Annotated in this window: 20 protein-coding genes and 2 tRNA genes; 5 read left to right on the plus strand and 17 right to left on the minus strand. The window is 46.9% G+C overall.

The window, feature by feature from the left end; translation table 11 throughout:
- Positions 1–8: 8 nt before the first annotated feature.
- The 5 genes from KTO58_RS20665 to gap all read right to left on the minus strand — a co-directional run bounded on the left by KTO58_RS20665 (position 9) and on the right by gap (position 7953).
- Positions 9–3188, minus strand: coding sequence for a ligand-binding sensor domain-containing protein (locus KTO58_RS20665; protein WP_198315172.1), 3180 nt, complete (start codon positions 3186–3188; stop codon positions 9–11).
- 189 nt (positions 3189–3377) lie between these two features.
- Positions 3378–4217 carry an SMP-30/gluconolactonase/LRE family protein gene (locus KTO58_RS20670; RefSeq protein WP_095837571.1) on the minus strand — a complete coding sequence of 280 codons (840 nt, stop codon included), beginning with the start codon at positions 4215–4217 and terminating at the stop codon, positions 3378–3380.
- Positions 4218–4230: 13 nt separating this feature from the next.
- Positions 4231–5475 (minus strand): C4-dicarboxylate transporter DctA, encoded by a 1245-nt coding sequence (gene dctA / locus KTO58_RS20675; protein ID WP_095841466.1) that lies wholly within the window; start codon positions 5473–5475, stop codon positions 4231–4233.
- A gap of 147 nt (positions 5476–5622) precedes the next feature.
- Entirely contained in the window at positions 5623–6819 is a 1197-nt protein-coding gene (locus KTO58_RS20680; RefSeq protein ID WP_095837570.1) for a phosphoglycerate kinase, read from the minus strand.
- Positions 6820–6936: 117 nt separating this feature from the next.
- Positions 6937–7953 (minus strand): type I glyceraldehyde-3-phosphate dehydrogenase, encoded by a 1017-nt coding sequence (gene gap, locus KTO58_RS20685; protein ID WP_095837569.1) that lies wholly within the window; start codon positions 7951–7953, stop codon positions 6937–6939.
- Between the two features lie 142 nt (positions 7954–8095).
- On the opposite strand from gap, the gene KTO58_RS20690 reads away from it, so the two are divergent.
- The 3 genes from KTO58_RS20690 to KTO58_RS20700 all read left to right on the plus strand — a co-directional run bounded on the left by KTO58_RS20690 (position 8096) and on the right by KTO58_RS20700 (position 8899).
- A tRNA-Glu gene (locus tag KTO58_RS20690) sits at positions 8096–8167 on the plus strand.
- Between the two features lie 60 nt (positions 8168–8227).
- Positions 8228–8299: transfer RNA gene (locus KTO58_RS20695), tRNA-Glu, on the plus strand.
- 228 nt (positions 8300–8527) lie between these two features.
- Entirely contained in the window at positions 8528–8899 is a 372-nt protein-coding gene (locus tag KTO58_RS20700; protein WP_095837568.1) for a nuclear transport factor 2 family protein, read from the plus strand.
- A 657-nt stretch (positions 8900–9556) separates the two neighbouring features.
- On the opposite strand, the gene KTO58_RS20705 is transcribed toward KTO58_RS20700, so the two are convergent.
- On the minus strand, positions 9557–11911 hold the full coding sequence (locus KTO58_RS20705) for a T9SS type A sorting domain-containing protein (protein WP_225859853.1): 2355 nt from the start codon (positions 11909–11911) through the stop codon (positions 9557–9559).
- Positions 11912–12154: 243 nt separating this feature from the next.
- On the opposite strand from KTO58_RS20705, the gene KTO58_RS20710 reads away from it, so the two are divergent.
- Complete coding sequence (locus KTO58_RS20710) at positions 12155–13570, plus strand: cation:proton antiporter domain-containing protein (RefSeq protein WP_095837566.1); 1416 nt, start codon at positions 12155–12157, stop codon at positions 13568–13570.
- Here the strand turns inward: KTO58_RS20710 and KTO58_RS20715 are convergent.
- The 10 genes from KTO58_RS20715 to KTO58_RS20760 all read right to left on the minus strand — a co-directional run bounded on the left by KTO58_RS20715 (position 13565) and on the right by KTO58_RS20760 (position 22261).
- Positions 13565–13924 carry a hypothetical protein gene (locus tag KTO58_RS20715; protein ID WP_095837565.1) on the minus strand — a complete coding sequence of 120 codons (360 nt, stop codon included), beginning with the start codon at positions 13922–13924 and terminating at the stop codon, positions 13565–13567. The two genes, KTO58_RS20710 and KTO58_RS20715, sit on opposite strands and share 6 nt — an antisense overlap.
- A 235-nt stretch (positions 13925–14159) precedes the next feature.
- A complete protein-coding gene (locus tag KTO58_RS20720; RefSeq protein ID WP_157752818.1) occupies positions 14160–15410 on the minus strand; it encodes a lytic transglycosylase domain-containing protein in 1251 nt (416 codons plus the stop codon).
- Positions 15411–15442: 32 nt separating this feature from the next.
- Positions 15443–16888: an Asp-tRNA(Asn)/Glu-tRNA(Gln) amidotransferase subunit GatA gene (gatA, locus tag KTO58_RS20725; RefSeq protein ID WP_095837563.1), complete on the minus strand. Its 1446-nt coding sequence runs from the start codon at positions 16886–16888 to the stop codon at positions 15443–15445.
- A gap of 162 nt (positions 16889–17050) precedes the next feature.
- On the minus strand, positions 17051–17290 hold the full coding sequence (locus tag KTO58_RS20730) for a Sec-independent protein translocase subunit TatA/TatB (RefSeq protein WP_095837562.1): 240 nt from the start codon (positions 17288–17290) through the stop codon (positions 17051–17053).
- Positions 17291–17514: 224 nt separating this feature from the next.
- Complete coding sequence (gene rplS, locus KTO58_RS20735) at positions 17515–17862, minus strand: 50S ribosomal protein L19 (protein ID WP_095837561.1); 348 nt, start codon at positions 17860–17862, stop codon at positions 17515–17517.
- Positions 17863–18008: 146 nt separating this feature from the next.
- Entirely contained in the window at positions 18009–18683 is a 675-nt protein-coding gene (trmD, locus tag KTO58_RS20740; RefSeq protein ID WP_095837560.1) for a tRNA (guanosine(37)-N1)-methyltransferase TrmD, read from the minus strand.
- A gap of 21 nt (positions 18684–18704) precedes the next feature.
- On the minus strand, positions 18705–19229 hold the full coding sequence (gene rimM / locus KTO58_RS20745; protein ID WP_095837559.1) for a ribosome maturation factor RimM: 525 nt from the start codon (positions 19227–19229) through the stop codon (positions 18705–18707).
- 96 nt (positions 19230–19325) lie between these two features.
- Positions 19326–19781, minus strand: a complete 456-nt coding sequence (gene rpsP, locus KTO58_RS28835; RefSeq protein ID WP_095837558.1) for a 30S ribosomal protein S16 — start codon at positions 19779–19781, stop codon at positions 19326–19328.
- Positions 19782–19912: 131 nt separating this feature from the next.
- Positions 19913–21238 (minus strand): signal recognition particle protein, encoded by a 1326-nt coding sequence (gene ffh, locus KTO58_RS20755; protein WP_095837557.1) that lies wholly within the window; start codon positions 21236–21238, stop codon positions 19913–19915.
- A 153-nt stretch (positions 21239–21391) separates the two neighbouring features.
- On the minus strand, positions 21392–22261 hold the full coding sequence (locus KTO58_RS20760) for a sigma-70 family RNA polymerase sigma factor (RefSeq protein ID WP_044218015.1): 870 nt from the start codon (positions 22259–22261) through the stop codon (positions 21392–21394).
- Positions 22262–22637: 376 nt separating this feature from the next.
- Here KTO58_RS20760 and KTO58_RS20765 point away from each other — a divergent pair, with 376 nt between their 5' ends.
- On the plus strand, positions 22638–23018 hold the full coding sequence (locus KTO58_RS20765) for an START-like domain-containing protein (protein WP_095837556.1): 381 nt from the start codon (positions 22638–22640) through the stop codon (positions 23016–23018).
- A 1-nt stretch (position 23019) separates the two neighbouring features.
- Here the strand turns inward: KTO58_RS20765 and KTO58_RS20770 are convergent, their stop codons facing one another.
- A complete protein-coding gene (locus KTO58_RS20770) occupies positions 23020–23631 on the minus strand; it encodes a hypothetical protein (RefSeq protein ID WP_095837555.1) in 612 nt (203 codons plus the stop codon).
- Positions 23632–23657: the final 26 nt, after the last annotated feature.

Below are 23657 nucleotides of genomic sequence, written 5' to 3' on the forward strand. Positions count from 1 at the left end.
CGCCTTTTTTATTCTTCTATGAGTGGGAACCACAAGTTGATCCGGGTACCCAGTGCATTTCCATTTTCATCGTAGAGGTCTTGAATATCAAAGGAGGCATCCATGTTGTACCGGTTGTTATAGATAGACAGGCGATCCCTTGTAATTTGTAATCCTCTTGAGTGGTGGGTGTGTCCGCTCATCTGTTTTATTGCCTGTGAGCGTTCTCTTCCCAGTCCGTTATCTTCAATGATGCATAGTATGCGATCATTTATTTTACGGAATGCGAGTAATAGTTTTCCTTTTTCTTTTTTGTGTAGCAGTCCGTGCCAGATAGCATTTTCGATGAACGGCTGTATGAGCATGCTGGGTATTTCTACGAAGTCTGCATCCAGTTCGGGGTCTACTTCTATGGTGTATTCGAATTGATCTGTGAAGCGTAGTTTTTCCAGTTCCATATAGTTTTCCAGCATATCGACCTCTTTTGATATGGGGATACTGTTGAGGGAGGAGTTATCGAGTACGTTCCTTATCAGCCTGGCGAAGCGGCCGAGATAGGCCAATGCTTCTTCGGTCTGGCTTTTCATCATGAAGGTCTGTATGGAGTTGAGGGCGTTGAAGATGAAGTGCGGGTTCATCTGTGCTCTCAGTGCTTTCATTTCCAGTTGTGCCATTTGTTGTTGAATGGCGGCTCTTCTCTTTTCTTCTTTCTTCACATAATAGATGCGCATGCGGAAATAGAGATATGCGAGTCCCATAGCACCCAGGAAACATAATAATTTGAACCAGGCTGTCTGCCAGAAGGCGGGGCGTATATTGATTCTTATTTCGGTGATGTGTTGGGAGAAAGTACCAGCGGAGTTGACACTTCTTACTTTAAAGGTGTAGCTGCCGGGGGGTAAGTTAGTATACCTGGCTATCAAAAGGCCTTCTGCGTTGACCCAGTTTTCGTCTACGCCTTCCAGCTGGTAGAAGTAGCGCAATTTTTCGTGGTGGTATTGCAGGCTTTTGAATTCGATGCTGATGAAGTTCTGTTTATAGCTCAAGGATACATTACGATAGGCGTTGGGAGCGGCATCGATGTTGATGGTGCTATCCATTGCCTTCATACTTAATATGGTGACATCGGGCGGAGGTGCGGCTACCATTAATACGGAGGTATCGAAGGCCATAAAGTGATCGGAGGCGCCTACGAGGAGGTGTCCATTTCTGAGGCTGGTGATGTACCTTCTTACTTTACGATCGTTGTCGATGATATCGTCTGACTGTACAAAAGTTTCCAGCCGGAAATCTTTGCGATTGAATCGGTAGAATCCGTATTGGGTGGTAAACCACAGTTTATCTTTTCCATTGGACTGTATGCTGAGTACCCATTCGTCGAACAGTCTTCCATTTACTTTTAGCGCCTGGTATTGTTTCCTTTTGGTATTATATATCCACAGGCCATGATCGGTACCTGCTACGAGGGTGCTATCATCGAACCGGTAGAGGCAGGTTACATTGGATATATTCCAGGAATCATTTTTAAAGGTGGTACGATCTGTAATGGCGTGGGTATAGCGATTGAAAAGAATGAGGCCGGAGGTGCTGGTAGCGAGCCATAGTGAGGAATCGCCAGCGGGGATGATATCCATTACGGATGTGGGCCTATGTAGGGCGGTGATCAGTTCGGGATAGGCGGTGAACATATTGTTCTGCGGGTTCCATCGGACCAATCCTCTTTTATAGAGGCCTATCCATACGAGTGTATCGTTGACGACGTCCATGTTGAGTAAGGTCTGGTCGTGGAATTTGTTGGGGTGATGATGTACGGTGAATAGTCCTTTGGCCGGATCGAAGACAGAGAGGAGTCCATTTTCCTGTCCTACGAGTACTTTGCCATCTTTGGTTTCTGCGAAGCTCCACACGAGGCTACGTTCTTCTGGCAGGCTGGTAGCCGACTCACGGCCGGTGAACTGGAAGTTACGTTTGAGCTGCAGCTGTTCGTTGAACCAGCTCATTCCTTTTCCCCAGTAGCCTGCGTATATGTCGCCATTGCTGGCCTGGAACAGGCCGGTTACTTCTGCGCGCGGCAGGTGTTCTTTGGTGCCGATGAAAGCGGTACGTTGATCCAGTACCTGGAACATGGTATTGTGAACGCTGAGGATGTTGATACCGATATCGGTGCCTATCCAGAGGTGTCCGTCGCGGTCGTTAAGGAAGCAGTTGGTTTCGTAGTCGTAGTGAAGGCCGAGGTCGTCGGCATTGTTGGCTCTGATATTACTTCCGAACTTACGGCTGATGATATCATAGCGATAGATGCCGCTTAATTCGGTAGCTACCCAGATGTTACCATACATGTCTTCGGTGATATCGAAGACGCGTTCCAGCTGGTTATCTCCCGGCATATTAGGAGGCGCCGGGAAGAGGAAGGTATCCAGTTGTTTTTCTTGCTGGTCGTAGGCATATAAGACATCGTTGCGGGCGGCGGCCCAGATATTACGACGGCTGTCCAGGTATATTTTTTTTACGCTGGCGGCTACTTCCAGCAGGGGATGGCGTGCGGGATTGTTTGCTTTGCTATAGATGCTTTTGCGATCTTTATCCAGCATGAATATCCCTTTGTTGCCACTGATCCAGAGGTTGCCATGTTCATCTTCCATGATGGCGCTGTTCATCTGGCGGCGGATATCTTCTGGTATCATGGCTGCTTTTTGCAGGTGGCCGGAGTTTTCGTCGAGTCGCAGGAGGCCTTCATGGGTGGTGACCCAGATAGTACCGGTATGATCTTCTATGATACGGCTGCAGCGGAGGTTGCTTTGTTCTTCGGGGATGATATCCATTTTTATGGCCCGGAGTGTAGCGGTAACGGGATCGTATACTCTAACGTAGTCGGGTGCACCGATCCAGATGCGGCCTTTCCGGTCTTCGCAGAGGCAGATGTCGTCATAATAGATGGAGCCGGGGACGCGATCGAAGGAGGCGACGGTCACGAGGTTGCTACCATCATAACGTTGCAGGGCGGTATTGGCGATCCAGATAAAGCCTCTTCTATCTTGCAGGATAGCGGAAACGTGATTGCTAGCCAGACCGTCTTTGATACTCAGGTGCCGGAAGGCGTAGGAGTGGATGTTATAGGTGGTGACTGGCCAGGTCTGGGCATGTGTATAGCAACAGGTGCTCAGTAGCAGGCATAAGGTGGTAATGTACCTGTAAAAGTATTTCCACAAGGGCAATGGGTAATGAGCACATTTTGCAATCATTCTATAAGGCAGCGCCGCTCCAAAGCGAGTTAGTCAGAAAGGAATAAAATCTGGAACAAAGATAATTGACTGGTACAGTGTGCAATATAAAAAATGTCCCAGGATAAAGTGCAATAATGTGCTTTATCCCGGGACGGTTTATTGTTTCTGATAGTATTATTTAAGTTGGTAGGCGACTACGCTGCTGGCATAGAAGGTGGGTATGAAAACGATCTTCTTTTGGGGATCGTATCCGATATCTGCGGTATTGCTTTTTTCGGCTTTGGTATCCAGCAGTTTTTTTGCTGTTTGTTTGGCCAGGTCTACGTAATAGACTTCGCCACCCCAGCAGGATACGATGAATTCCTGGCCTTTTACTTTTTCTATGCCATCGGTTCCTTTAGCTATGTTCAGGATGCGTTTTACTGATCCATCTTTTTCCCAGGTACATACGTCGCCGGCATCCAGGATGTAAAAGGCATCTGGTGTTGCCAGTAATCCGTTAGGGCCTTTGAGGCCTTCTATAATGGTGGTTATTTTACCATCTTTCAGCTGATGTATTTTTTTGGTGTGGGAGTCGGAGACATAGACAATGCCTTTAGCATCGATGGTGATGTCATTGAGGAACCGGCTGCTATCGATGGGGTAGTGTTTTACGATAGCGGCTTTGGCGATGTCGATCTCTACCAGTTCGGTCTGATCAGCAACATACAATTTGTTTTTATAGCGGCCGAGCCCTTTGGGAGAATTCAGGCCGGTCACCCATTTAGCGTTGATGGTTTTGCCATCGGGGCTTAGTTGGGCGATATAGCCATTGGCATCTTTTGCGTCGGGGCTACCTATACCTATGCAGGAGACGAACAGTACATTACGTTTAGCGTCGAATAATACTGATTCCGGCACTTTCACCGTGTTGGTGTCGGTGGCCCATTGTTTGTTCAGGGAGGGGCTTTCATCCTGGGCGGTGGCGGCTATTGCTCCGGACATAAGCAGTAGTGAGATAAACAGCGTTTTCATAACGAATTAAATTTTATATGTCAGTGAATGTGTTTGGGGAAGCTGGTTTATTGAATTCGCCTTCACTTTTTGCGACGACGATGGTAGCGACTCCGTTGCCGATCAGGTTGGTAATCGCTCTTGCTTCCGACATAAAGCGATCTACGCCGATGAGGATGGCGAGGCCTTCTACCGGTATTACTTTGATGATGGACAAGGTAGATGCCAGTACTATAAAGCCACTGCCGGTGATACCAGCGGCGCCTTTGGAGGTGACCATGAGGATGGCGATAACGGATAGTTGTTGTTCCAGTGTCAGGTCTACATTAAATACCTGGGCCAGGAAGATGACGGACATGGAGAGGTATATGCTGGTACCATCGAGGTTGAAGGAGTAGCCGGCGGGTATGACCAGTCCTACGACAGAGCGGCTGCAGCCATACTGTTCCAGGCGTTCCATGATGCCCGGTAATGCGGACTCGGAGGACGAGGTTCCGAGTACCAGTAGTATTTCATGGCGGATGAACTTCAGGTAGTGCCATAGGCTAAATTTATAGATGTAGGCGACAGTTCCGAGTACCAGGGTAATGAAGAGGAACATGGTGAGATATACGCAAAGCATCAATTTGAGCAATGGTATCAGTGCGGCGGCACCGTACGTGCTGATGGTATAAGCCATGCCACCGAAAGCGCCGAGAGGGGCTAATTTCATCACCAGTTTCAGTACGTTGAAAAACACCTCTGATAGTCTGTCGAAGGTTTGGAGGAGGGCCTGTCCTTTATCTTTCATGTGGGTGAGGCCGTATCCGAACAGGATAGCGAATACCAGTACCTGCAGGATATCTCCTTTAGCGAAGGCATCTATAGCGTTGGAAGGTACGAGGTGGAGCACGAATTGCCACCAGTCTATATGTGAGGCATCTTCTTTGATTTTGGCGACTTTAGAGACGTCTACATGAGAAAAGGCGACGCCATGTCCTGGTTTTATGACGTTGGCGACGATGAGGCCAATGACGATGGCCAATGTAGATATGATCTCAAAGTATAGGATAGCCTTCCCTCCTACCCTGCCGACCTTTTTCATATCGCCCATACGGGCGATACCCAGGACGATGGTCAGGAAGATGATAGGGGCGATCAGCATTTTAATGAGGTTGATAAAGACTTCGCTCAATAGCTTGGCTGGTCCGGCGATGCCCGGTATGGTGAGTCCAGCGATGATACCCACGAAGATGGCGATAACGACCTGAAAATAGAGATGGTTAAATAGTTTATTCATACGTTTTCTGCGATCGGCGTTCAGTGCGCCCAACATACAATATACAAAATTCCTATTGGCTGTATATATGGGGTTATTCTATCTAAAGTAGCAAGCCCTCCTGCATATTACATACAGGAGGGCTTGTTAATATTATGGATATAATTATTAAGCGTTTACGGCAGCGATACCTGGCAGTTCTTTGCCCTCAAAGTATTCGAGCATGGCGCCACCGCCGGTGGACACGTAGCTTACTTTGTCGGCCAGTCCGAACTGATTTACGGCGGCTACGGAGTCTCCGCCCCCTACGAGGCTGAAAGCGCCGTTTGCGGTAGCAGCTACGATGGCATCTGCAACGCCTTTGGTGCCACCCTGGAAGGCTTTCATTTCGAATACGCCCATGGGGCCATTCCAGAGGATGGTTTTAGAATTGCTGATCACTTCCCCGAAGAGGGTGATAGATTTCCCGGCGATATCGAGGCCCATCCAGCCGGCGGGGATGTTATCATTTGACACTACCTGGGTAGCGGCATCTGCTGCAAATTTATCTGCGGCCACGGAGTCTACGGGTAATAAGAACTGTACGCCTTTGGCTTTGGCTTTTTCGAGGAGCTCTTTGGCCAGTTCCAGTTTATCATTTTCACAGAGGGAGTTACCGATCTCTTTGCCCTGGGCTTTGAGGAAGGTGTAGGCCATACCACCACCGATGATGATATTGTCGGCTCTCTCCATAAGGTTTTCTATGATCAGTATTTTATCGCTCACTTTAGCGCCGCCGAGGATGGCAGTGAATGGCTTTTCAGCTTTGTGCATTACTTTTTCGGCGTTGTTCACTTCTGCTTCCATCAGCAGGCCGAACATACGTTCGTTTACTGGGAAGAATTTAGCGATTACGGCTGTGGAGGCATGTGCGCGGTGGGCGGTACCGAATGCATCGTTTACGTATACATCTCCCAGTTTGGACAGGGCTTCTGCGAATGCTTCCTCCCCTTTCTCTTCCTGTTTGTGGAAGCGGAGGTTTTCGAGGAGGAGTACTTCGCCCATTTGGAGGTTGGCGGCTGCTTTTTCGGCTACTTCGCCGATACAGTCTTCTGCGAATTTAACGGTGGCGCCGTCGAGCAGTTTTACCAGGTGATTTACCAGGTGTTTGAGGGAGTATTTGTCGGTAGGGCCATCTTTAGGTCTTCCGAGGTGTGACATGAGGATTACGGCACCGCCATCCTGGAGGATCTTTTTGATGGTGGGTACGGCAGCGCGCATACGATTATCGTCGGTGATGTCGAATGCATCGTTGAGTGGTACGTTGAAATCTACCCTTATCAGGGCTTTTTTATCTTTAAAGTTATAGTTGGAGAACTTGCTCATTGTAATTGCTTGAGATAAGTGAAAGGTAGGTAGGCGATTAAAAGCGAAAGGTGAAATATGAGGACCGATATAATGGTAGACCGGTCTTCACATTTCACCTTTTCTTGGCGGCAGCCATTATTTGCTGATCAGGCCGGCGAAATATTTAACGGTACGTACCAGCTGGGATACGTAGCTCATTTCGTTATCGTACCAGGAAACTGTTTTTACCAGTTGGAGGTCTCCGGTTGTTTGTACGCGGGTTTGTGTACCATCGAACAGGGATCCGAAGTGGCTACCGATGATGTCGCTGCTTACGATTTCATCTTCTGTGTATCCGAAGGATTCGTTAGCGGCTTCTTTCATAGCGGCGTTGATTTCTTCTACGGATACTTTTTTGCTCAGTACGGAGGTCAGTTCTGTGAGGGAGCCGGTGATGGTTGGAACGCGTTGTGCGCTACCATCGAGTTTACCTTTCAGATCTGGCAGAACGAGGCCGATTGCTTTAGCGGCGCCTGTGCTGTTAGGCACGATGTTGGCGGCTGCGGCGCGGGCACGGCGGAGGTCACCTTTAGCATGAGGAGCATCCAGGGTATTCTGGTCGTTCGTGTATGCGTGGATGGTTGTCATGAGGCCGGAAACGATACCGAATTTGTCGTTCAGTACTTTAGCCATTGGGGCGAGACAGTTAGTGGTGCAGGAAGCGCAGGAGATAACTGTTTCGCTACCATCGAGGATTTCGTGGTTGACATTGAAAACGATGGTTTTCAGGTCGCCGGTAGCCGGAGCGGAGATTACTACGCGTTTAGCGCCAGCGGTGATGTGAGCGGCGGCTTTATCTTTGTCGGTAAAGAAGCCGGTACATTCGATCACCACGTCGATTTCGTGTTCTTTCCAGGGAATCTGGGAAGGATCTTTTTGAGCGTATATTTTAACTTCTTCTCCACTTACAGAGATAGAATTTTCAGTATGTGTAACCTCGGCATCAAATCTACCCTGGGCAGAATCGTACTTTAACAGATGTGCCAAAACTTTGGGGCTGGTCAGGTCGTTGATTGCCACCACATCGATTCCAGGCATTTTATAGATCTGGCGGTAAACCAAACGGCCGATACGACCGAAACCATTAATACCAATTTTAAGAGTAGTACCCATTTTACACTGTGATTTGAGATGATAAAAATTGAGTAGCGAATTTACACACGATAGTGTTATTTTTCAATAGAATTTTGCGTTAAGTAAATTTTTTTTGGAATTACGGAAACAGGTATTACCTTTGCAATCCCAATAAACAACCGCCGCGTTGGTCAAGGGGTCAAGACGCCTCCCTTTCACGGAGGAATCACGGGTTCGATTCCCGTACGCGGTACAAAGGAGAAAACCTTTCAAATCGAAATATTCAAACGGAGCTCCAGGCGAAATTTTATTCGCCGCGTTGGTCAAGGGGTCAAGACGCCTCCCTTTCACGGAGGAATCACGGGTTCGATTCCCGTACGCGGTACGAAAGAAGACGGCAACGATACGAAAGTATTGTTGCCGTTTTTGTTTTGTGGTACTTCATGCGCCAGTTGGGTGATGGAGAGGAAGAGTTCGGGAACCAGTTGGAAACCCGGTATCTGTCAGTAAGATACTGGCGTTTACATCCGCTGTTTCACTATCTACCATCTGTTACATCAGAAATCCGGTAATGTCGCCGTTTTCATTCACTTATTCATCGTAACTTTCCGCTATGACTACATTACCAGAGAACGTACGTGCACTGAATGACCTTATTACCAACAATGAAACGCTAAAGGCAATGGAGTTATTCTATGCACATGATGTACAGATGCAGGAAAATGAGGATGGTCCAAGAAAAGGAAAAGATGCCTGTATGGAATACGAGAAAATGCTGCTTGACATGTTCGATATCCACAGCATACTGATAGACCAGGCAATTGATGAAAAGAGAAATGTAGTTTTCAGTGAATGGGAGATGACAATCACCAATAAGGAAACGACGAAATCAAGTAAGCGGACACAGGTATCTGTACAACATTGGCACGGCGGACTTATAGAAAGTGAGAAGTTCTATTACAACAGAGCGCCGCAAAAATTATAAGATCTTTCTAACCTCATATGGGAGCAAAGGCTTATCTGCTGCCTATCTTTCGAGTTTTCCCGGATTCTCGCTGATAAATAACCTACTGAGCATGTCTTTTCTTTTGTAAAAATTCCCAGCCAGGCAATTAATTATAAAATCAACATACGATCTGCTTTACCATTAACATCAGTTATCCCTGCTATAGCTTACTAATACAATGAGGTATGGCAACTGTCACCATACGATTGACCACATATTTGTGGCCATTGTAATCAACCAATACAAATCATTTGCTACCTGCTCCATCTTCTCCTGAATGGAACATCACTATGGTTATGCAAACATTATAATGGGAATGTTTATAGCTTTTAGGGCCAATCTTCTTTTCAGCAGGTATGGTTACAATTTTTTGAGTTATTGATTTTATTATGTTTTATACTTGGAACCGGTATGTTAATCTTTTCGGTCTTCGCCATTATTGAAGGATTAACAACTAAGTCTGATGAACATTTCGGGCATTATGGCTATGCTATAGTTCATCTGGGCAATCGGGCAATTCTTCGATCAGTTGATATAAAGTCAACTTGCTAATGGGATATTGAATACGGCAGTGATAAGCAACAGCGGCTATCCAGATGGACAGCCGCTGTTGCATTTGTGACTTTTATAAGGCTATTACTTGCTTACCATAATCATTTTCCTGAAGGTGGCCTGGTCTGCTTTAATCAGGCAGATATAGGTGCCAGCGGGTGCTGCGGAGCAGTTCCAGTTCAAGGTTACTCTTCCTGCTTCGCGGTTACCACGATACAAGGTAGTGATCTCTTTACCAGACATATCGAATATGGCCACTGATACGGCGGCAGGTTTATTCAGCTGGAAGTTGATATCAGCCCTGGTGGTGGTTGGGTTAGGGAAGATACTAACACCCTCCTTGATATAGGTATCGTTCATTACCTTATTCATTACTTCTACCGGTTGTGCGCTGACCATCAGGGCTTGCGGATTTACATAGTCTGTAGCTTTCACATATACTCTGTATCCTCTGGCGGGAGCTGACAGGAATACGCGGCCATCCGCCTGTACGGTCACGGTATCCTGGCCATTGGCGGCGTTCACCAGTTTCTTTCCTGCGAGGTTCTCATATCCGGCCGGTGAGGAGTCTATCCATAGCCCTTTTGTATTGGTGCCATGGTTATTCAATACAACGATACCGCCACCTTTGGTACCGTTGCCTTGTCTGCGGGCAATGTATACATTATAGGTATCACCGGAAGGTACGGGATTGCCGCTTTGGCTCAATACGGACAGTCCGCCGCCGAGGTATGTTTTACGTATATAGATCAACGTGTTAATATCTGTACGAAGGGAAGCGGGGGCTGTTACTGATACTGCTGCATTTGCGGCATCTTCCTGCTTAACACCATAGTAATGCGGATAGAATATACAAGGGCGTCCCTGGTGGGTAAGCATGTAGGCGTATGCCATTCTAAAATCTTTGGTGACCCATTTATCGTGTTCTTTTCCGGTGTCATGATTGTCGACAAAGGTTACTACGGAGGAATCTGGCAGGTTATTACCATCGGAGGTGCGTATGAGGCCTGCGTTATTCAGCCAGGCCATATTATAGCTGGACTCTGTGCCATTACACATGTCTGTGAGTGTGGACTTCAGCGGGAAGTCAAAACCTGTTGCTACGGCACCATTTGTTTTCAGGGTATTTACCCAGTTTTTGATCCTGAAACCGGAGCCCCAGTATTCTCCTACGATGAAACGTTGTTTATTATTCAGTTTGGGCAGGTTCTTGATCCAATCGGCAGCGAATGTCTCCTGGTATCCTCTTACAAAATCGAGGCGGAAACCGTCAAAGCCAATTGTGCTGGCCAGCCATGCTCCCCAGGTTTTCAGGCGGGATTGTACGGTGGTATTGAAGGTATTAAAATCATTTCCGAAGAACTTGGTATTGGTAATGATCTCATCGCTTCCTGGGCCACCTAACCAGTCATTTGCATCGGACGGATGAAAATGGCTGTAGTTCCAGGAGTAGTTTTGTTCTCCTGTTCCGGTGTGATTAACATAGGTGATGCCGGTATTTGTTCTTGCTTGCAGGGTGGTGCTGGCGAGGTTAGCGGTATTGTACCAAATTGCTACTGGATAATAGCCATTGGTTTGGTCTGCCCATTCCCATTTGAAAGGGTTGCTTAGTTCTTTGCGTGAGGTCAGTTTAATAACGATGTTGGCAGCTGTTGTGACGGTCACTTTGAACTCATCGATGTCGGATGTGTTGCTGATGTGTGCGCGAACGGTATGTCCGGAGCCCGGGAAGTTATTCGTTTGACCATTTCCGTTATTTGGTTCAAATTCCCAGAAGTTGTTATCTACTGTTGGTGCACCTGTCCAATTGATATTGACGTCGTATCCTCTTTCGCTTTCTGCGGCTCCCCAGTTGAGGTTATATCCTTTGATCTGGATGTAGTAATCTCCGGGTTGTGCGTTGGGGATTACCCATTTCACCTCATTGGTAGGGAAGGCGGTGTTAGCGCCATTGTGTGCTTCGCCGAATACATATGCTTTTACGGCGGGGTTAACTTCTTCATTTTCATCTCCGGAATAGACGTGGTTGAGGATGATATCGGCGTAGACGTCTATGCGGGGTGCGATATGCATTTCATTCAACATATTGACCAGTTCCTGTTTGCTGCCGAAGCGGGTTTCGGTGGAGCCTTTCTGCAGGTAGTTGCCCAGGTCGTAGTGATCATACACGCCGTATCCCATGTCGGTGATCCCCCAATTTCCTTTTGAGGGGGCGGGTACCCATATACCGGTGATGCCTGCTGATTTGAGTTCTGCGGCTTTACCGCGGAGGTTATCCCACCAGGTGCCATTTTTGGCGGCTTCGTTTACGGGGACATTCCAGTAAAAGGCCTGCATCATGACATCGTTCTGGGCGCGGGTGGTGGTCGCCGCTGCCGTCAGGAGGCTTAATATGCAAAGGCCTCTCTTTAGATAATGTGAGTAGAGATTACATTTCATACGTGGGTCTATTTAATAGTTGTGATAACTGTATTGGCAGTTGCTTACTGGTTGATTGGACGATCGGGTAACGATATGATCCGGGTCATTCTTTCATTCCGGGAACGTTCCCGAAAATAATAAAAAAGGGTCATATCACACTAAAAATTATTCGGGATGGCAGAAGTGGTTGGTGGTGTAACAATTTGATATTTTAATTTTGCCGGATATTTTGTCTATTTTTTCGACTGATTAAGTTTGCTTATGAATAGAAGAATACTACTGTACCTGTTGATCATTGGTGTATTTGGCGGATTAAGCTGGTGGATTATCAGGGAAGGGCAGCATTTGCCTTTTAAGGCGTTAGTGCCGCCATCCCATGCCACTCTTTTGGGAGGTTCTTTCAATTGGCGTCAGTTATTCGATAATGTAAAACATCCCCTTAGTATTTTATTGATACAGGTAATCGTGATCATGCTGGCCTCCCGCTTTTTCAGTTGGCTGGCGGGTACTATACGTCAACCGGCGGTGGTAGGTGAAGTGGTGGCGGGTATTTGTTTGGGGCCTTCTTTACTTGGCTGGCTGGCGCCGGATGTATTCGCTTTTTTATTTCCGTCGCAAGGGCTTAGTTCGTTACAGTTCCTGAGTCAGATAGGGCTTACCTTTTTCATGTTTGTGATCGGGATGGAGTTGGATACGCATCAGGTGAAGACGAAGGCGCATGATGCTATTATGATCAGTCATGTCAGTATTGTGTTTCCATTTTTCCTGGGCATTACGCTTTCTTATTTCTTATTCAACCGGTTTGCGCCGGCTAATGTCAGCTTTTTATCTTTTTCGCTGTTCATGGGTATTGCGATGAGCATTACGGCGTTTCCGGTGCTTGCGCGTATTGTGCAGGAGCGGAAGCTGGGAGGTACGCCATTGGGAATCCTGGCTATTACCTGTGCGGCGGCGGATGATGTGACGGCCTGGTGTATCCTGGCGGTAGTAGTAGCGATTGTAAAGGCCAGTGGTTTGTGGAGTGCGGCGGTGACGATTGTATTGGCGCTGGTATTTGTGGTGGCGATGATAAAATGGGTGAAGCCATGGTTACAGCGTACGGAGCAGCGTTTAAGTGCCAAGGGAGGAGATAAGGCAGTTATTTCGCTGATTTTCCTGGTGTTGCTGGCATCTGCCTGTGTCGCGGAGATCATAGGTATACATGCTCTTTTTGGTGCATTCCTGGCCGGGGTGATTATGCCTGATAAGGTAGAGATCAAACATAAGTTGACTGATAAGGTGGAGGACATCAGTGTGTTGGTGTTGTTACCGATCTTTTTTGCTTTTACTGGTTTAAGGACGCATATCGGATTATTATCCCAGGGGCATTTGTGGACTGTTTTCGGGCTGGTGATGCTGGTAGCGGTGGGTGGTAAGTTAGGAGGCAGTACTATTACGGCCAAGCTGGTAGGTCAAAACTGGACGGATGCGCTTGCTATTGGAGCTTTGATGAATACGCGGGGGTTGATGGAGTTAATTGTACTGAACATTGGTTATGATCTGGGGATATTGTCTCCTGAGATCTTTGCTATATTGGTGTTGATGGCAATAGCTACTACCTTTATGACGGGGCCATTACTGGATCTGGTGGATCGCTTGGGTAGTGCGCAGATGAGTCATAGCCGTTCTTCTTTATAGTGAATTAGCTGCCTGGTAATTATTTGAGATTGTTTTAATGGCATTCGGATACGGGAATGCGGGTGGTTGTTTGTCTTCTGCGCAGCCGGATGTTATTTTTCCTTCCCGGAAGAGGTAGTCGACTGTTTTTTCGAATATGTGGGAGAGCCATATAACGGCAAAATGCCCGGGGATAGCGGAATTCCATGTATGGCTGCTGCCGGTGCAGGCTTCTTTTCTGGCGGCCACCCTATAGGCTTGAGCGTTTTGTGTGCCCAGGGTGGTAAGGGTAGCTATGGTGGCTATTAATATGGCCAGGCTGATATGGGTTTTAGCCTTACTTTTCTTTATTTGGTTCAAATATTTTCTGAACATAGGTCATTGCTTTATATGCTCTTGTTAGCGAAGGGGGTGCCAAATTATTTAATATTAATAATCAATCTTTTACGTTCCTTTCTTACTGATCTATTGTCCGATTTTGATATGTTTATGTTCGTTCCCGTACGCTGGTGTTTTTATCTTGAGGGGTAAAAAAACCAGGGCCGACATAAAAGGAGAGTATCCTTTTCTGCCGGCCCCAGACACTTATTGAAATTTGTCAGATCGTTGCCTATTTCTTTTTAGCAGACGTGCTACGTTTTTTTCTGGCAGCAGTGGTATGCTTTGTTGTTTTCTTGCTCTTATGGCTGTGGGTAGCGGTAGTTTTCTTTGTGTTCTCGCTAACAGCCGGACGTTTGGCTGGTGGGGGGAACTTAGATTTATCTGCTGCTACGGCTTTGTCGTCGAGGGTCATTTGTAGTGACTCTTTCAGTATTTCTTCTTTCTGTGCCATGAAGAGTTTCATCTTCTCCTGTGGTATCCGCAAATCATAGCTATTGTCCGGGCCGGACATTGTTTTGGCGAAGCCTGGGTTGAGGTGGTCGAGTGCGGCCACTTCCATGTCCAGTTTCTTAGCGATTGCTTCCAGTTTATACTTACCGCTGATATTAAATTCTACGGTGCTGTATATTTCATCTTCTGTGAGAGCTGCTTTAGGAGCTTCTGTGGCGATGGCCATAGCGGCATTTTCAGCGGCGCCTACACCGAAGAAGTTGTTGAATCTGTCGAGGATATAACCGGTAGCGACGAATTTGTATACGTGGTTGCGGGATTCTGTGGGCAGGAAATACTGCATACCCCAGAAGTCTTCGCGGCCGCTTACTTTCATGGCTTTGAGAACGCCACCGGGTCCGCAGTTGTATGCGGCTACTACGAGCAGCCAATCGCCGAAGCGGTCATACAATTCGTTGAGGTATTTGGCGGCGGCGATGGTGGATTTGTAGAAGTCTTTGCGTTCGTCTACTTTTCTACCTACGCTGAGGCCGAAGATCCTGGCTGTACCGGACATGAATTGCCAGGTTCCTACGGCGCCTACTCTGGAGCGTGCGCTGGTGTTGAAGCTGGATTCGATAACGGCCAGGTATTTCATTTCTTCCGGGATACCATGTTCGCGGAAGATCTTTTCGATCATTACGAAGTAGGGTTCTCCTCTGGAGACCATTAATTGCAGATGTTGGCTATAGCGGGTGGCGTAGTTGCTTACGTAACCGGCTACGATGTTGTTATTGATCTGCTCATAGACTTTTGCACTGCGGATGCTAGAAGGAAGGCTTTCAGCGGCCTTCTTTACCGCTATGGAGGTAGCGGAAGCCCTAACAGTAGTGTCCTTGGGTAACTTCACTTTATGCACCAGGATGGATGTATCGGACATTTCCTGTCGTGGTGAAGTTGGGATCCCTTTAGGATTGCTATTGCCTGTGGCCGCGTTCACACTTCCTATTCCCAACGCGGGCAACAGCACTAGTAAAAAGATTTTCCTCATACACATATTGTTTTTTATAAAAAAACAAGTTGTTATGCTTGCATATCAACCTGTTTCAGTTGCATTATTTGTTGTGCGGTGTTCAACAAGCCTGCTTCATCAAACTTCTTTGTGATGATCTGTACACCATAAGGCATTCCGTTCGAGTGCCTGTTCAGCGGTACTGATATTGCTGGCATACCTGCCAGATTGGCCAATACGGTATAGATATCGGCCAGGTACATCGCTATTGGATCGTTGGTCTTTTCTCCTATCTTAAATGCTGTGGATGGAACAGTTGGCATTACTATTGCATCGTATTGTGACAGTATTCCTGTTAATTTATCTACTACCAGTCTTCTTACCTGTTGTGCTTTTGTATAGTAGGCATCGTAATAGCCTGCGCTTAATACAAAACTTCCCAGCAATATGCGTCGTTTCACTTCCAGTCCGAATCCTTCTGAGCGGCTTTTCTTGTAGAAATCAGCCAGATCGAGATGGTTTTGTGCGGTTCTGTGTCCGTATTTAACGCCGTCGTAACGGGATAAATTGGAGGAGGCCTCGGCGGTAGTCAGGACATAATATGCCGGGACTATGTAGTCGAGGTATTCGAAATCCGCTGCGGTGATGGAGTGGCCAGCGGCCTCCAGCTCTTCAAAGAAATTTAGATATCCCGCTTTCATTTCGGGATCCAGGCCATTGTGGTGAACGGCATCCCTTAAATACGCTAATTTAAGGGTTTTATTGTGTAAGCCGGTGATATATGTTGGCACTTCTCTTGTGGAGGCGGTGCTATCATATTCATCAGGGCCTGCGATCACTTGTAGAACAGCCGCAACATCTGCAATATTCTTGCCAAAAATGCCTATCTGATCAAAAGATGACGCGTAGGCGATAAGTCCGTGCCGGGATATTCTGCCGTACGTAGGTTTAAGGCCTACGATGCCGCAAAAATCGGCTGGTTGCCGTACGGAGCCGCCGGTATCGCTACCCAGGCTGAGGAGGCAGAGATCTGCTTGTACGGCTACTGCGGAGCCACCGGAAGATCCACCCGGTACTCTACTTTCGTCCAGTGCGTTGAGGACGGGACCGTAAGCGGAGTTTTCGTTGGTGGAGCCCATAGCGAACTCGTCGCAGTTGAGGTTACCTATTATAATAGCGTCGGCGTCCAGGAGTCTTTCTACTGCGGTAGCGGAGTAGAGGGAGATGAATCCTTTGAGCATATTTGATGCTGCGCTAACGGCATGTCCTTTGTAGCAAATAACGTCTTTGATGCCTATTACTACACCGCCCAGCGGGCCCAGTTGTTCGCCGGCTTTGATGCGGGCATCGAGGCTGGCGGCACGGGTCAGGGCTTCATCTTCGTATACTTCGAGGTATGCGTTCAGCTGTCTGGATGCCGCGATGCGGTCCAGGTAGTGCTGTACTATCTCTGTGCAGGTGATGCTGCCGGCGTATAGTGCTTTGTGCAGACCTGTGATGCTACTGAATGCTGACAAGGGCCCTAATTCGGTTAATTTCAGAATAAAAATAAAGGGGAATGGCTCCCCTTTTACTAATTTTTATGTTTTGAGGTGGACATAGGAAGATCAGGTCTATCATTTAACAGGCCTCTCCTTCTATTCTTTGTTTTCATCCACCGGCAGCTGGTACGCTGCTACTTAGGCGTTTTTCTGAGTATCTGTGGCGGCTGGGCGCTCTTTGATACCATCTTCAATTTCCTGGCGCACGTTGTTTTTGGCATCGTTGAATTCGCGGATACCTTTACCTAACCCACGCATCAGTTCAGGAATTTTTCTACCACCGAACAGCAGCAACACTACTAAAGCTATCAAAAGCAGTTCTGTCATACCCAGATCCTGGAACAGTAAAAGTGGAGATTTTACAAAAACAGCAGTCATTTTCTCAATTTTAAAAGTTCAGCTAACAAAGATAGCTTATATATTGGTTATTCATAGCCGAGAAAATTAGTTTAATACTATTTTAAGACGCTGATTTTTGATCAAAAATCAAAGGAGCGGTTACAGATGAGTTGTCTGTAACTGCTCCTCAGTGCTTTACGGAAATAAAACAAACGGGAGCTGGTGAAGGCTCCCGTTATCACTAATTTCCCTGTATTTTAATACTAAACCCTTTTCTCTTTAATACGGGCTGCTTTACCGGCGCGTTCACGCAGGTAGAACAGTCTTGCTCTTCTCACCTTACCTACTTTATTCAGTACGATAGAATCGATGTTAGGTGAAAATAAGGGGAACACTCTTTCCACCCCTACTCCATCAGAGATCTTTCTTACGGTAAAGGACACGGTAGCGCCGTTACCTTGGATCTTTAATACATCACCCTTGAAGGACTGGATTCTCTCCTTGTTACCTTCCACAATTTTATAGTTAACGGTAACGTTGTCACCGGCTTTAAACTTCGGGTATTGCTTTTTAGCAGTCAACTGCTCGTGAACAAAAGAAATAGCGTTCATCTTTCAAATATTTAAGGGAGTGCAAAAGTAACCTATCCTTCAACAAATTCCAAATAAAGCGGCGGGTAATTCTGCATAATTATTATAACTGTCTCATTATCAGCAAAATTTTTACCTATATATATTTTTGCTTTATGAGTTGATTTTTAGTGTAAAAGGTCGGGGCGTCGTTGTTTGGTTCGTTCCAGGGCTTTTTCGTGGCGCCAGTCGTCGATTTTTTTGTGATCGCCGCTGAGCAGTACTTCCGGCACTTTCCAGCCGCGGAATTCTTCGGGGCGGGTGTATACGGGAGGTGCCAGCAGGTTGTCCTGGAAGGAGTCGAACAAGGCGGATGTTTCGTCGTTGAGTACGCCAGGCAGGAGGCGGCCGATGGCGTCGACGAGTACGGCAGCTGCGAGTTCTCCGCCGGAGAGGACGAAATCGCCGATGGATATTTCCATGGTGACGAAGTGTTCGCGGATGCGTTCGTCGATGCCTTTATAGTGTCCGCAGATCATCAGCAGGTTTCCTTTGAGGGATAGCTGGTTGGCCATGCGTTGGTTGAGGGTATTGCCATCGGGGGTGAGATAGATGATCTCATCGTAGGTGACTTGTGACTGGAGGTGTTCGATGGCTTTGACCATGGGTTCGAGCATCATGACCATGCCTGCGCCGCCCCCGAACTGGTAGTCATCTACCTGTTGGTGTTTCAGGGTAGAGAATTCCCGGAGGTGGTGTACGTGTACTTCCAGTAATCCTTTTTGTTGTGCCCGTTTCATGATGGAATGGGAAAGGGGGCTTTCCAGTAATTCCGGCAGTACGGTAATAATATCTATCCGCATGTTGTTTGTCAGATTGTCTGTTTAGCTATTCAAGTATATATCCAGCAGCCCTTCGGGCAGGTTGACAATTACCAGTTGTTGTTTTTTATCGACTTTGACGAGGGACTGTTCGTTGAGTGGCAGCAGGGCTTCTTTGTCCTGGATGGTCACTTTAGCCAGTACCTGGAGGGGCATTTCGATGACTTCTTCGATAATTCCGAGGAGGCCGAGCTGTTGGTCTTCTACGGTATATCCCAGTAGTGACAGGGGGGCGGCGGCGGCGGCCTGTTGTTTAAAATCGGATTCGGCGAGGTATACGGTTGTTTGCGTCAGTTTTTGTGCCATCTCTTTGCTGTCGATGCCTTCGAGTTTGATATAGGTCTGGGTGACGTCTTTGGCGGTTGTTTTCTGCAGGAAATAGGGGATGAAGCTATCTCTGCGTTCTTCGAGGAAAATGGCCTCTACGCCTTTGAGGGTTGTTTTTTTACCCAGGCTGTGTTTGAGGATCAATTCGCCTTGCAGGCCGAAGGTAGCGACTATCTTTCCTATGCTGAAGTAATTGTTCATGCGGTCACGTTGGGCTATGAGGTAGCTATTAAGTAAAAAAGAAAGAGGAAATATCTGCAGGCAGACATTTCCTCTTCAATATGTTTGGTCAAAAGATTATGCATCTTCGCCTTCTGCTGCAGGAGCGCTAGGAGCTGCCGGAGCATCTTCTACTTTTCTTACAACAGGCTGAGCTATTCTAGCTTTTTTGTGAGAATCGCGGCGTGCAGCGACTTTCTGCTCGTGTTCGGCTTGCCATTGCTCAAATTTCTGGTAGGCAACGGGCTCATCGAACAGGCCGAGTTTCACGCCTCTCAGGAGGTGTTTCAGGTATAATACACCTTTGAAAGAGAGGATCCTTCTAACTGTGTCAGTAGGCTGAGCACCTTTCTGTAACCAGCGGAGTGCCTTTTGGGTATCTATGTTGATAGATGCCGGAACAGTTAAAGGGTTGTAGGTACCGATCTTTTGGATGAATTTACCATCACGGGGCGCACGTGCATCGGCTACAACAATAAAATAGAATGGTCTCTTCTTAGCGCCATGTCTCTGTAATCTGATCTTTACTGGCATAAATAAGTCGAATTATTTGTTGCGAGTTAAAAAATAATTTTAATAGGGTTGCAAATGTAAAGCATAAAATGAAAATGTCAAAATATTTATGTATTTGCCCGCTGGTGGCGGGATTTCATTATTGAAATGGCTTACCGGCCTAAGGATTTGAGGCCTTTTCCGCTTGCGCCGAACTTATTCATCATTTTCATCATTTGGCGCATTTGGTCGAATTGTTTCATAAACTGGTTGACATCCTGGATTTGTTTGCCTGCACCTGCGGCGATGCGGCGGCGGCGGCCCCCGTCGATGAGATCGGGGTTGGCTCTTTCCTGGGGAGTCATGGAGTTGATCATGGCTTCGATGCCTTTAAAGGCATCGTCGCTGATATCGATATCTTTGATAGCCTTTCCGACGCCGGGGATCATGCCCATGAGGTCTTTGAGGTTACCCATTTTTTTAATTTGCTGGAGTTGTTCTCTGAAGTCTTCGAAGTCGAATTGGTTTTGGCGGATTTTTTTCTCCAGTTTTTTGGCCTGTTCTTCATTGAACTGGGCCTGGGCGCGTTCTACCAGGGTGGTGATATCCCCCATCCCTAATATACGCTGGGCCATACGTTCGGGATAGAACACATCGAGGGTGTCCAATTTTTCCCCCATGCTGACGAACATGATGGGTTTTTCGACGGTATAGCGGATGGTGAGGGCGGCTCCACCTCTGGTATCACCATCTAGTTTGGTGAGTACGACGCCGGTGAAGTCAAGTCTTTCGTTGAAAGCTTTGGCGGTATTAACGGCATCCTGTCCTGTCATGGAGTCTACGACGAAGAGGATACCGGTTGGTTTTACGGCGGATTTGATGTTGGCGACCTCGGTCATCATGGCTTCATCTACGGCGAGACGGCCGGCGGTATCGATGATGATGACGTTGTTACCGTTCTGTTTGGCTTGTTTGATCGCATTTTCGGCGATCTGTACGGCATCTTTAGTTTCGGGTTCGCTGTATACTTCGACGTCGATCTGGCCTCCGAGTACTTTCAGTTGATCTATCGCTGCGGGGCGGTAGATATCTGCGGCTACGAGGAGGGGTTTCTTTCCTTTTTTGGATTTGAGGAAGCTGGCGAGTTTGCCGGAGAAGGTGGTTTTACCGGAACCTTGCAGCCCTGCGATGAGTATGATAGCTGGGTTTACTTTCAGATCGAGTTCTGCTTCTGTGCCGCCCATGAGTTCGGCCAGTTCATCTTTTACGATCTTGACCATGAGTTGGCCTGGGGAGATGGCGGTAATTACTTTTTCGCCCAGGGCTTTATCCTTTACTCTATCGGTAAATTCTTTGGCTATTTTGTAGTTAACATCCGCATCTACCAGTGCGCGGCGGATCTCTTTTACGGTAGTGGCCACGTTGATTTCACTGATCCGTCCTTCTCCTTTCAGCTGTTTAAACGCTGAATCGAGCCTCTCTGATAATGATTCAAACATTATTTGTCAGTTAGTTTTTAGGTGTGTTATTGGTTATGGGGGGATTATCCCTTCATAAGCCGGGAAACAAAAATGGTGAATATCCTGGAATATTCACCATTTGGGCTACAAAAATATATTTTTTAGCGAAATAATCTCAAGGGAGAGTGGTTATCAGCTACCGAGATAGTTGCGCAGCAGTTTGCTGCGGGAGGTAGTTCTGAGTTTAGTGATTGCCTTGTCTTTGATCTGCCTTACGCGTTCTCTGGTGAGGCCGAATTTCTCGCCGATATCTTCGAGGGACATGGGGTGTTCTACGGCGATGCCGAAGTACAGGATGATCACATCTTTCTGGCGGTCGGTGAGTGTGGACAAGGATCTTTCTATTTCCCGGCGCAGGGAGTCGTGGTGGTCCAGTTCTTCGTCTGCGTTAACGGCGTTTGGATTGGCGAGTACGTCTAGCAAGCTGTTGTCTTCGCCATCGATGAAGGGCGCGTCCATGGAAACGTGGCGGGCAGCTACACCGAGGGTGGCTTCTACCTCTTCTGTGTTGATTTCGAGGATAGTGGCCAGTTCATCCGGGGAAGGTTCTCTTTCGAATTCCTGTTCGAGCTGGGAGTATGCTTTGCTGATCTTATTGCTGAGGCCCACTTTATTGAGTGGGAGGCGTACGATGCGGGATTGTTCGGCCAGTGCCTGGAGGATGGATTGACGGATCCACCATACGGCGTAGGAGATGAATTTGAATCCTCTTGTTTCGTCAAAGCGTTGGGCAGCTTTAATCAGACCGAGGTTTCCTTCATTGATGAGATCACTGAGGGAGAGGCCTTGGTTCTGATACTGTTTGGCCACTGACACTACAAAGCGAAGGTTTGCTTTTGTCAGCTTTTCCAATGCGCGCTGATCGCCTTGTTTGATTCTGATCGCCAGATTCACTTCCTCCTCTGGTGTGATTAAATCCACCTTACCGATTTCCTGCAAGTACTTTTCCAGGGATTGTGATTCCCTGTTTGTGATGGATTTAGTGATTTTGAGTTGGCGCATTGACATAGTGTCGGAACAGTTACAGGTTATTAAAAAGTTACCTTTTTGATGAATGCCTGACAAAAATAAGTTTTTTTAGATAGTGCCCAAAAAAAATAATTGGTTATTAAATCGTTTTCAAATTAAATCGATTGTTAATGCACGTACCTAGTCTAAAAACGCACCAGCATGGGCTTTTCGTATAATGAAGTGTAGTCACAACACTTATGTAGCAGCTGGATATTAATTAAAAAAATAATAATATAATGTTTTTTAACCCGTTAGCGGAAAGATTAGGCGATCTTAAAAAAAAGCGTTAAATTATTTTGATAGAATAAATATTTTTCTATAATTGCAGCCGGATGATGATGAATTTGATTTACTAATTAATTGAGCGATGTCAAAGAAAGTGCAATATGAATTGGAATTCCCGGTACGGTGCTCTCCAAGTATCTTATACGAATTCTTGTCTACTCCTGCTGGATTGCAGGAGTGGTTTGCCGACAAAGTGGATTTCAGGGATAATGTTTTTTCTTTTTCCTGGAATGGGTCGGTAGAGGAGGCAGAGGTGCTGGAGCAGGAAGAGGAGGAATTTATAAGATTACATTGGCTGCATGCTCCGAAGGAGGAGTTTTTTGAGTTCCGGATACAGATATCCGAGGTAACGAATGAAACGATCCTGGTGGTAAAGGACTTTGCGGAAAAGAAGGAGATTGCTGACCAGAGCCAGCTTTGGGACTACCAGGTAAAGGATCTTTTCCACCGTATAGGTAACTAGTTCAGCCCCCAGGTCCCAGTACCTTTAAAAAGGTTGTATAGACTTTTGCTGCTTCAGGTATTATATTTTCCCACGTATTTAGTGAAAACGGTTTTGCCAGCTTTACGAAGGAGCGGTGTGAGATAATATTTTGCCATTCTTTCGTTGAGATACTGCTAATCGGCTGATAATTACCGTTTTCAAAATCATGTAGCCAGGGGTCCTCCTGATTATACACGTATATTTCCATCTCACATAGTTGTTCTTTACCTGCCAGTAGGGCTGGTAAGTAGTGCTCTTTTATGGTACCGCCGAGGTGGAGGGTGCAGGAGAAGTAGTGTCCCCACCAGAACATGGTCCGGAATGCGAAGATAGCGTCCTGGCTGAAGTAGCGTGGGTAGTCGAGTATGACGTAGGGCAATTCCTGGTACTTCTCTCCTTTCGATATTTTGGGGCTTTGCTGCGCGCAAACGGCGGGCAGGGTAATATCCGGTGGTAATATGGTGGAGGCGAGTTCCTGCTGGACCTGGCCGAGGAGGAGGATCACCTTGTTCATCACGCTATTCTTACGGTAGATGAAATCTGCGCTGGCAGCCACTTCCCATTCTTGTTCCGATAACAAATAATTATCCATAATAATTTAACTGTTTTTTCGCCTAT

The sequence above is a fragment of the Chitinophaga pendula genome, from assembly GCF_020386615.1.
GTDB classification, from domain to species: domain Bacteria; phylum Bacteroidota; class Bacteroidia; order Chitinophagales; family Chitinophagaceae; genus Chitinophaga; species Chitinophaga pendula.

Coding starts and splice junctions, on each gene's coding strand:
- ffh (WP_095837557.1), bottom strand. CDS start 21,238: ATGTTTGAATCATTATCAGAGAGGCTCGATTCAGCGTTTAAACAGCTG.
- KTO58_RS20760 (WP_044218015.1), bottom strand. CDS start 22,261: ATGCGCCAACTCAAAATCACTAAATCCATCACAAACAGGGAATCACAA.
- KTO58_RS20710 (WP_095837566.1), top strand. CDS start 12,155: ATGAATAGAAGAATACTACTGTACCTGTTGATCATTGGTGTATTTGGC.
- KTO58_RS20765 (WP_095837556.1), top strand. CDS start 22,638: ATGTCAAAGAAAGTGCAATATGAATTGGAATTCCCGGTACGGTGCTCT.
- KTO58_RS20715 (WP_095837565.1), bottom strand. CDS start 13,924: ATGTTCAGAAAATATTTGAACCAAATAAAGAAAAGTAAGGCTAAAACC.
- rplS (WP_095837561.1), bottom strand. CDS start 17,862: ATGAACGCTATTTCTTTTGTTCACGAGCAGTTGACTGCTAAAAAGCAA.
- KTO58_RS20700 (WP_095837568.1), top strand. CDS start 8,528: ATGACTACATTACCAGAGAACGTACGTGCACTGAATGACCTTATTACC.
- KTO58_RS20720 (WP_157752818.1), bottom strand. CDS start 15,410: ATGAGGAAAATCTTTTTACTAGTGCTGTTGCCCGCGTTGGGAATAGGA.
- KTO58_RS20670 (WP_095837571.1), bottom strand. CDS start 4,217: ATGAAAACGCTGTTTATCTCACTACTGCTTATGTCCGGAGCAATAGCC.
- trmD (WP_095837560.1), bottom strand. CDS start 18,683: ATGCGGATAGATATTATTACCGTACTGCCGGAATTACTGGAAAGCCCC.
- rimM (WP_095837559.1), bottom strand. CDS start 19,229: ATGAACAATTACTTCAGCATAGGAAAGATAGTCGCTACCTTCGGCCTG.
- rpsP (WP_095837558.1), bottom strand. CDS start 19,781: ATGCCAGTAAAGATCAGATTACAGAGACATGGCGCTAAGAAGAGACCA.
- KTO58_RS20680 (WP_095837570.1), bottom strand. CDS start 6,819: ATGAGCAAGTTCTCCAACTATAACTTTAAAGATAAAAAAGCCCTGATA.
- KTO58_RS20730 (WP_095837562.1), bottom strand. CDS start 17,290: ATGACTGCTGTTTTTGTAAAATCTCCACTTTTACTGTTCCAGGATCTG.
- gap (WP_095837569.1), bottom strand. CDS start 7,953: ATGGGTACTACTCTTAAAATTGGTATTAATGGTTTCGGTCGTATCGGC.
- KTO58_RS20705 (WP_225859853.1), bottom strand. CDS start 11,911: ATGAAATGTAATCTCTACTCACATTATCTAAAGAGAGGCCTTTGCATA.
- dctA (WP_095841466.1), bottom strand. CDS start 5,475: ATGAATAAACTATTTAACCATCTCTATTTTCAGGTCGTTATCGCCATC.
- KTO58_RS20770 (WP_095837555.1), bottom strand. CDS start 23,631: ATGGATAATTATTTGTTATCGGAACAAGAATGGGAAGTGGCTGCCAGC.